This is a genomic window from Polymorphobacter multimanifer (assembly GCF_014205635.1).
Lineage (GTDB): Bacteria > Pseudomonadota > Alphaproteobacteria > Sphingomonadales > Sphingomonadaceae > Sandarakinorhabdus > Sandarakinorhabdus multimanifer.
In genome coordinates, this window is sequence record NZ_JACIIV010000046.1 from 5,233 (window position 1) to 14,215 (window position 8,983).

The following is an 8,983-nucleotide window of genomic DNA, read 5'->3' on the forward strand; positions in this document are numbered from 1 at the left end:
CGAACCCCGCCGGATCGCTTGTCGATCCGGCCCGCAAGAACACGCGGGTTCGCTGGCGCTTGCCAACGCGTGGAGGCCCGACCGGGAATCGAACCCCGCCGGATCGCTTGTCGATCCGGCCCGCAAGAACACGCGGGTTCGCTGGCGCTTGCCAACGCGTGGAGGCCCGACCGGGAATCGAACCCGGGTGCACGGATTTGCAGTCCGTTACGTCACCACTCCGCCATCGGGCCGCGCGTGGAAGAGGGCCCATAGCAATGCCGCTTGGCGAGGGCAAGTTTGACCGTTAGAGCAATGAAGGGGAGGGGCAATTTGATTGCCACTCACCTGTGTTGCTACTATAGAACAGCTGAACCTGTGAGTCCGTACCCGTGAACCCTTCGAATTCCGCCACCCCCACCGAAATTGCGGCCGCGCGCCTGCCCGCCGGTCTCGCTGCCGAGCTGCGCCATCGCATGGTGCAAAGCCAGCTGCAGACCGTCGGTGTCAACGATCCACTCGTGATGGCCGCCTTCGAGCAGGTCCCGCGCGAGGCGCATCTCCCCGCAACGCTTTCCGGCCTCGCCTATGCCGATGCCGCGCTCGAAGTGGCCCCCGGCCGCTATCTTCTGGAGCCGATGGCGCTGGCGCTGCTCCTCCAGCACGCCGGCCTCGCCGCCGGCGCCCGCGTCCTCGTCGTCGGCGCCGCCACCGGCTATTCCGCCGCCATCGCCGCCAAGGCCGGCGCCGTCGTCACCGCCCTCGAAGATGACGAGCGCCTGCTGCCGCTGCTGCGCACCTCGCTCACCGGCTGCACCATCGCCCAGGGCCCGCTGCAGGCCGGCTGGGCCGCCACGGCCCCGTTCGACATCATCCTCTTCGAAGGCGCCATCGAGCATATCCCGCCCGCCATTGCCGCCCAGCTCGCCCCCGGCGGCCGCGCCGCTGCCGTGGTGCGCGAAGCCGGGATCGGCCATGCCCGGGCCGGTCCCCTTGTCGGCGGCCGGATCGTCGCCCCGGCATTCCTCGAAGTTGCGGCACAGCCGCTCCCGGGGTTCGCCCGGCCTCGCGAATTTGCGTTCTGAAAGTTCATCCATGGCTGCATCGCTTCGCTCCGCGCTCCTCGCCACCCTTGTGCACGCTGCATCTGCGGCAACCTTGGTGCCCGCCGCCCCCGCGGCTACGCTGGCGTTCGCCGCCCCCGCGGCGACGCTCCTGTTCGCCGCATCCGCGGCGCAGGCAGACACCCTCGCCGAAGCCATCGCCGCAGCCTATGCCAGCAACCCCGAAATCGCCGCCGAGCGCGCCCGCGTCCGCGTCGTCGATGAGCAGGTGCCGCTGGCGCTCGCCGGTGGCCGCCCGTCGCTCGGCGCTCGCCTCAATTTCGATCAGGCCGGCCTCGATGCCTTTGCCGATAACGGCCGCACCTACACCGCCGGCGCCAACATCGTCTGGAACTTCTACCAGGGCGGCCGCATCCGCGCCGCCACCAACGCCGCCGACAATCGCATCCTCGCCGCCCGCGCCCGGCTCCGCGCCGCCGAAAACCAGCTGATCCTCAACACCGTCACCGCCTATGCCGATGTCATCCGCTTCGCCGAGGTCGTCCGCCTCAACGAAGGCCAGATTTCCGTGCTCGATCGCGAGCTGCAGGCCAACTCCGATCGGTTCGAAGTCGGCGATCTCACCCGCACCGATGTCGCCCAGTCACAGGCCCGCCTCGCCAACGCCCGCGCCACGCTCGTCACCGCACAGAACCAGCTCGCCGCCGCCCGCCAGGCCTATATCCGCGTCGTTGGCCGCCCGCCCGAAAATCTGGAGCCGCTGCCACCGCTGCCCTTCATCCCCGGCACCGAGGGCCAGGCCGTCGATCTCGCCCAGGCCAACAACCCCGCGCTTCTCGCCGCCCGCTTCGACGAGGCCGCTGCCCGCTACGATGTCCAGCGCCTCGAAAAGCAGCGCCTGCCCACCGTCAGCACCACCTTCCAGTCCGCCTATCTCCGCTTCGAGGGCGGCGGCCAGGGTGCCAACTTCGTCCGCCAGGGCCAGTTCGTCAGCCAGGACGCCATTCTCACCGCCACCATCCCCATCTGGCAGGGCGGCCTGTTCGGCGCCCAGATCCGCCAGGGCCAGGCCACCCGCAGCCAGCTCATGGAGCAGATCAGCGCCGTCGCCCGGCAAACCCAGGAGCAGGCGGTCAACAGCTACAACCAGCTCCGCGCCGCCCGTGCCACCATCGAGGCGGCCATGGTCGCCGTCGATGCCAATGAGCTCGCCTCGGAGGGCGTTCGCCAGGAAAATCAGGTCGGCACCCGCACGATCATCGAAGTCCTCAACGCCGAGCAGGAGCTGCTCAACACCCGCGTCAACCTCGCCACCGCGCAGCGCGACGAGCAGGTCGCCGCCTATGGATTGCTGGCCGCCGCCGGCGGCGCCGAGGCCGTGGCCCTCGGCGTCCCGGTCGAAATCTACAACCCCGAAGACAACGCCCGCCGCGTCCGCCACAAGACCGGCGACAGCGGCGACAAGAACCCCGAGCCGCTCCCGGCACCCAGCGCGGCGCAGGCGATACGCTCTATGGTCATCGGTCCGCAGCTGCCGTAAAACCCCCGCATGTCCGAGCTGCCGCCCACCATCGACGCGATCCTCGAATCGATCCGCGCCCGCGTCACCGGCGATGGCGAGCTGTTGCCACCCCTCGCCGAGCCTGCACCGCCGCAGCCCACTCCACCGCCGCCCTCCCCGGTCGATGATCCCGGCGAAGTCGTCCTTTCCAGTGGCATCACCCTCGATGCGCTGATGCAGAAGATGCTCGAGCCCATGCTCCAGTCCTGGCTCGACGCCCGCCTCCCCGAGATCGTCGAGCGCGTCGCCCGCGCCGAGATCAAGCGCATCGCCGGGCTGTGACGGGAGGGCAGTAATGGCCGGCCTCAGCCCCGGCCTCACCGCCGCGCTGCTGCTCACCGTCTCCAACATCTTCATGACCATCGCCTGGTATGGTCATCTCAAGTTCAAGGCCGCCCCGCTCGTCACCGTCGTGCTCATCAGCTGGGGAATCGCGCTCATCGAATATTGCTTCGCCGTTCCCGCCAACCGCATCGGCCACGCCACCCTCACCGCACCCCAGCTGAAGGGCATGCAGGAGATCATCTCCATCCTGGTGTTCGCGGTCTTCTCCACCACCGTCCTCGGCCAGCCCATCAGCGCGCGCCAGGCGCTCGGCTTCGCGCTCATCGTCGTGGCGGCTGTTCTCATCATCGGTGATTGAGCAAGTCTTCCCGGCCCGCTAAGCCCGCAACCATGAGCCTTTCCACAACACTGATCGACAAGACCTTCGACCCGAGCGAACTCGAAGCCCGCTGGTATGCCCATTGGGAGGCCAGCGGCGCCTTCCGCCCGGAGCGCCCTGACGCCAGGCCCTACACCATCATCATCCCGCCGCCGAACGTCACCGGCTCGCTGCACATCGGCCATGCGCTCGACAACACGCTGCAGGATATCCTCATCCGCTATCATCGGCTGCTCGGCCGCGATGCGCGCTGGGTGGTCGGCACCGATCATGCCGGCATCGCCACGCAGATGGTCGTCGAGCGCCGCCTCGCCGAACACGGCCAGCCCGACCGCAAGACGATGGGCCGCGCCCGCTTCCTCGAAACCGTCTGGGACTGGAAGGCCGAGAGCGGCGACACCATCACCCGCCAGCTCCGCCGGCTGGGTGCAAGCTGCGACTGGGCCAACGAGCGCTTCACCATGGACGATGGCTTCAACACCGCCGTCACCAAGGTCTTCGTCCAGCTTTTCAACGAGGGCCTGCTCTACCGCGACAAGCGGCTCGTCAATTGGGATCCCAAGCTCGGCACCGCCATTTCCGATCTCGAAGTCGAGTATCGCGAGATCGACGGCCATATGTGGCACTTCCGCTATCCCCTCGAAGACGGCAGCGGCTATCTCGCGGTCGCCACCACGCGCCCCGAAACCATCCTCGGCGATGGTGCGGTTGCGGTGAACCCCGATGATCCGCGCTACACCCATCTCATCGGCCAGCGCTGCCGGCTTCCGCTCGTCGATCGCCTCATCCCGATCATCGCCGACGGCTATGTCGAAGCCGATTTCGGCTCGGGCGCGGTGAAGATCACCGCAGCGCATGATTTCAACGATTTCGAGGTCTACAAGCGCCATCCGGACGCCGGCATCCCGGTCATCAACCTGATGAACCCCGATGCCACCATGTCCGATGCCTGCCCGCCCGATTATCGCGGCCTCACCCGCGAGGAAGCGCGCAGACAAGTCATCGCCGATTTCGATGCGCTGGGCCTGCTCGACAAGATCGAGCCCCACCGCCACCAGGTCCCTTATGGCGACCGCTCGGGCGTCGTCATCGAGCCCTATCTCACCGACCAATGGTATGTGGACGCGCACACGCTCGCCCAGCCGGCGCTCGAAGCCGTCCGCTCGGGTGCCACCAAGTTCGTTCCCGCGACCTGGGAAAAGACCTATTTCAACTGGCTCGACAACATCCAGCCCTGGTGCGTCAGCCGCCAGCTCTGGTGGGGCCATCAGATTCCGGCATGGTATACCCCCGACGGCGCCTGCATCGTCGCCGAATCCGAGGCCGAAGCACAGGCAAAGGCGCCCGGCGTGGCGCTCCGCCGCGACGAGGACGTGCTCGACACCTGGTTTTCGTCCGCATTATGGCCCTTCGCGACCCTTGGATGGCCCGAAAACACCCCTGAACTGTCCCGTCACTACCCCGGCGACGTCCTAGTCACCGGTTTCGACATCATCTTCTTCTGGGTCGCCCGGATGATGATGCAGGGCATCCATTTCACCGAGCAGCCGCCCTTCCACACCGTCTACTGCCATGGCCTCGTCCGCGATGCCAAGGGCCAGAAGATGAGCAAATCCAAGGGCAACACCGTCGATCCGCTCACCCTGATCGACAAATACGGCGCCGATGCGCTGCGCTTCACGCTCGCCGCGATGGAAAGCCAGGGCCGCGATATCAAGCTCGATGAAAAGCGCATCGAAGGCTATCGCAACTTCGCCACCAAACTCTGGAATGCCGCGCGTTTCGCCCAATCTAACGGTATCGGTGCCTATGGCACCGGGGCAAACGGCATCGGCGGGCAGGGGATCACCCCTCCGGCCGCGACCCACCCCGTCAACCGCTGGATCATCGGCGAAGTGGCGCAGACCGTCGCCGCGCTCGATGCCGCCATGGCCGCCTATCGCTTCGATGGCTTTGCCGACACGCTCTACCAGTTCGTCTGGAGCCGTTTTTGCGATTGGTATCTGGAGCTTACCAAGCCCCTCCTCGCCGAGGGCGCCGACGCTGCACTCGCTGAAGAGACACGGGCCACCGCCGGCTGGGCGCTCGACCAGATCCTCGTCATGCTCCACCCCGCCATGCCCTTCCTCACCGAAGAGCTCTGGCACAAGCTGGGCGAGCGCCCGCACGATCTCATCCTCGCCCGCTGGCCCGATGCCGCCAGCCTCCCGCGCGATGCCGCCGCCAGTGCCGAAATCGACTGGCTGATCGCCCTCATTTCCGAAGTCCGCTCGGCGCGTACCGAATTGAACGTTCCCCCCTCGGCAAAGCTCGGATACAGCGTCGATGGTGCAAGCGAGGAGACAAGCGCCCGCCTCGCGGCCAACGCCACCGCCATCGAGCGTCTCGCGCGCATCATCCCCATGGAGGGTGCGGCAGGGCAGGGCGGTCGTCTGCAACTCATTGTAAACGAAGCAACTTTCACGCTTCCCCTCGAAGGCATCGTCGATCTCGCCGCCGAGCGCACCCGGCTCGAAAAGGCCATCGCCGCGGCGGCGAAGGAACGCGACGCCCTCGCCGGCCGCCTCGCCTCCCCCGGCTTCACCGACAAGGCCAAGCCCGAAGCGGTGGAAAAAGCCCGCGCCGACCATGCCGCTCGCACCGCCGAAGCCGAGCGGCTGGGTGCCGCGCTCGCAAGGCTGGGATAGGACAAAGGCTGCGGCATGTCGGCGCACGCCGGCATCCGCGGCCTGCCGCACACCAACCCTGTCCTACACAGCCGTTTTCGGCCATGCTCGCGCCACGGCGGAGCCCTGCATCGTGTGCACCTGCATCGCAGGCGAAGCCCTTGACCACAATCTGCCAGTCCCGCCGAAAAAACTGCGTTCCGTGTCAACTTCGTCACCTTCGCCGCCCAGAAGGTACGAATGTGCAACCGATGCATTCAGGCAACACAGCGAAACTTTGGTTCCATCGACGCTGCATTGCACAATCGAAAGGCACTTGCATTGCCAAACCCACTTGCGCACCATGGTTCGCAGATCGGAACTGCATCGTCGGTTCCGGCACAGGGGAGGGGAACTCATGTCATCTTGGAATCGCGTGTCCGTGTCGGCGCTGGCGCTGGCCATGCTCGCCAGCGTGCCGGCATCAGCCCAGGCGCAGGATGCCCAGACCGCTGAAGCCACGGGCCCGCAACTGGGGGAAATCCTTGTCACGGCCCAGCGTCGTGAAGCCAATGTGCAGGATGCGCCGCTCGCCATCAGCGCCTTCGGCGCCACCGAGATCAACGCCCAGCGCACCCTCAGCTTCGAGGATCTGGCCAATGCTGCCACTTCGCTCAGCTTCACCGCCCTGTCGCCGCTCGACCAGGAGTTCAACATCCGCGGCATCACCAACACCCGGCTCGACAGCCCTTCAGCCGATCAGTCGATCGGCATCTTCGTCGATGATGTCTATGTCGGCCGTTCGGGGCTGTTCAACTTCGATCTCTACGATATCGAACGGGTGGAAGTGGTCCGCGGCCCCCAGGGCGTGCTGCTGGGTCGCAACGTCGTTGGCGGTGCCCTCAGCATCATCACCGCTGCGCCGAGTTTCGACACCGGCGGTGCCTTCAATGTCTCCTACGGCGCCTATGACGAGCTGCTGCTCCGCGGCCATGTCACCGGCGGCATCACCGAGAGCCTGGCAGCGCGCGTCTCCTTCCAGGTTCGCCAGCGCGACGGGTTCAACCAGGACATTCTTCACAATGTCGACCTGGACGATGTCGACAGCGAACAGCTCCGCCTGCAGTTGCTGTTCGCTCCCAAGGACAGCGATTTTCGCGCCCGGCTCATCTTCGACTATACCAACGACAAGTCGAACGGCTTCCACTCGGTGGCGATCGACGGCCCGCAGGCCGGCTCCGGCCCCTGGAGTGCTGCGCGCATCGCCATCGGCAACATCCGCGGCCGGCCGCTCGGCCTTCGTGAAAGCCTTCCCGAATGGCCGCGCTATGCAGGAGACAGTGCCGAGACGCCGCAACAGCTCAGCCGCACCGCCTGGGGCACCTCGCTCCGGCTCGACAAGGGTCTGGGCGATGTGGCCACCGTCAGCAGCATCACCGGCTATCGCTGGGGCAAGGCCTTCAACGTCTATGACCAGACCGGCATCGGGCCGGACAATGGCTTCGGCGTGATCTCGCCGACGCTCTTCAGCTTCCCGGTCAACGAGCGGGAGCGCATCAAGCAGTTCAGCCAGGAAATCCGTGTCGTGTCCGAGCGCAAGGAAACCGGCTTCGAATGGATCGTCGGCACCTATTACCAGAAGGACACGGTCAACAAGATCGACCGCTTCTGGGCGGAAGTGCCGGCACCCGTACCCACGCTCTCGGGCGAAAGCAGCTGGGACAATGAGGCGCGCAATCGCTCCTACGCCTTCTTCGGCGAGATCGGCTATCGCTTCAGCCCGGCACTCCGCGTCGTCGCCGGCCTGCGCTACGCCAACGACAAGAAGGAGGGCACCGTCACCGGCCTCGCCGTGCGGACGGGGGACAAATTCAACCCCAATGATGCCGTGGCACTCACGCCGTTGGCCGCCACCTTCCCGCAGGGTGGCGGCTTCACCACCGATTACGGCCAGAGCTGGAGCCAGTGGACACCGCAAGTAACCGCCGAGTTCAAGCCAACCGACGACCTGCTTTTCTATGCCACCTATTCGACCGGCTACAAGGGCGGCGGCTTCGAGGATGATCCCGCCAACGCCGCCGCCGCGCGGTCAGGCTATGATCCTGAAACGGTGGACAATTTCGAGATCGGCGCCAAGCTGGAGCTGCTCGACAACCGGGTGCGCTTCAACATTGCCGCCTTCAATATGCGCTACAGGAACCTGCAGGTCACCCAGACCAACCAGGATTGCCTTTGCAACATCACCGACAATGCCGCCGACGCCAAGATCAAAGGCGTCGAGATCGAGGCGACGGTGGCACTCACCCGCTGGCTGACACTCAATGGCTCTTATTCGGTGCTCGACACCGAATATGTCGACTTTATCGACAGTTTGGGCCGCGACAGCTCGGGCAACTTCCTGCAGCGCACGCCCAAATGGCAGTATAGCGTCGGCGCCAACGTCAACACCGACTTCTTCGGCTGGAAGGACGGTCTGGCCGCCAACGTCAGCTACAACCGCCAGGGCAAGCTGTTCTGGGCGCCGGACAATATCCAGTTCGAAAACCCCTATGGCCAATTGAACGCCCGCGTCTCGCTCACCCCCAACGAAGGCCGCTTCACGATGAGCGTGTGGGGCCGCAACCTCACCGACACCGTCTACCGCACCAACATCATCGCCTTCTTCGGCGATGAGGTGAGCCGGCTGGGCGCGCCGGTGACCTGGGGTGTGGAAGCTGGGTTCAGGTTTTAGGCCGACGCTTCTCCCCTCCCGGGCCGGGAGGGGAGAAAGCCTAGCAATCAGAAGCGGTTATAGCTCTCGTCCCCGGTCCCGCGCTGCCCCATGATGATCCGCGGATCAGCCGGGTTGAACATCCCCAGGCACCAGGTCTCGGCGGTCGGCTGGTCGCGGTTCCAGTCGAGGATGGTCTTGCGATGCTTGATCCGCCACTCGCCGTCCCTCTTTTCGAACCGGTCGATCAGCCGCCCGCCGGTCAGTGTCAACGGCGGTCGGATTCCAGGCCAGTGTGGCGGTGTAAAAGCAGGCCATTTTCGGTGCGGCCCGGTTGTTTGCAAAAAGGCCCCCGATCGG

General features: G+C 65.9%; 7 protein-coding genes and 1 tRNA gene. 6 read left to right on the plus strand and 2 right to left on the minus strand.

Annotated elements, in window-relative coordinates; genetic code table 11:
* Positions 1-159: 159 nt before the first annotated feature.
* Positions 160-233 (minus strand) — tRNA-Cys (locus FHS79_RS17740).
* A 138-nt stretch (positions 234-371) separates the two neighbouring features.
* Here FHS79_RS17740 and FHS79_RS17745 point away from each other — a divergent pair.
* From FHS79_RS17745 to FHS79_RS17770, 6 genes are all read left to right on the plus strand, one after another.
* Entirely contained in the window at positions 372-1,064 is a 693-nt protein-coding gene (locus FHS79_RS17745; RefSeq protein ID WP_184203064.1) for a protein-L-isoaspartate O-methyltransferase family protein, read from the plus strand.
* 10 nt (positions 1,065-1,074) lie between these two features.
* On the plus strand, positions 1,075-2,583 hold the full coding sequence (locus FHS79_RS17750) for a TolC family outer membrane protein (RefSeq protein ID WP_184203066.1): 1,509 nt from the start codon (positions 1,075-1,077) through the stop codon (positions 2,581-2,583).
* Positions 2,584-2,592: 9 nt separating this feature from the next.
* Positions 2,593-2,886 (plus strand): DUF2497 domain-containing protein, encoded by a 294-nt coding sequence (locus FHS79_RS17755; protein ID WP_184203068.1) that lies wholly within the window; start codon positions 2,593-2,595, stop codon positions 2,884-2,886.
* Positions 2,887-2,899: 13 nt separating this feature from the next.
* Positions 2,900-3,247, plus strand: a complete 348-nt coding sequence (locus FHS79_RS17760) for a DMT family protein (protein WP_184203070.1) — start codon at positions 2,900-2,902, stop codon at positions 3,245-3,247.
* Between the two features lie 32 nt (positions 3,248-3,279).
* Positions 3,280-5,955 carry a valine--tRNA ligase gene (locus FHS79_RS17765; protein WP_184203072.1) on the plus strand — a complete coding sequence of 892 codons (2,676 nt, stop codon included), beginning with the start codon at positions 3,280-3,282 and terminating at the stop codon, positions 5,953-5,955.
* Between the two features lie 376 nt (positions 5,956-6,331).
* The gene (locus FHS79_RS17770) at positions 6,332-8,644 is read left to right on the plus strand and encodes a TonB-dependent receptor (protein ID WP_184203074.1); all 2,313 of its coding nucleotides are present in this window, start codon (positions 6,332-6,334) and stop codon (positions 8,642-8,644) included.
* A 47-nt stretch (positions 8,645-8,691) separates the two neighbouring features.
* Here FHS79_RS17770 and FHS79_RS17775 read toward each other — a convergent pair whose 3' ends face one another.
* Positions 8,692-8,895, minus strand: a complete 204-nt coding sequence (locus tag FHS79_RS17775; RefSeq protein ID WP_184203076.1) for a hypothetical protein — start codon at positions 8,893-8,895, stop codon at positions 8,692-8,694.
* Positions 8,896-8,983 lie beyond the last annotated feature (88 nt).

Coding starts and splice junctions, on each gene's coding strand:
- FHS79_RS17750 (WP_184203066.1), top strand. CDS start 1,075: ATGGCTGCATCGCTTCGCTCCGCGCTCCTCGCCACCCTTGTGCACGCT.
- FHS79_RS17755 (WP_184203068.1), top strand. CDS start 2,593: ATGTCCGAGCTGCCGCCCACCATCGACGCGATCCTCGAATCGATCCGC.
- FHS79_RS17760 (WP_184203070.1), top strand. CDS start 2,900: ATGGCCGGCCTCAGCCCCGGCCTCACCGCCGCGCTGCTGCTCACCGTC.
- FHS79_RS17765 (WP_184203072.1), top strand. CDS start 3,280: ATGAGCCTTTCCACAACACTGATCGACAAGACCTTCGACCCGAGCGAA.
- FHS79_RS17770 (WP_184203074.1), top strand. CDS start 6,332: ATGTCATCTTGGAATCGCGTGTCCGTGTCGGCGCTGGCGCTGGCCATG.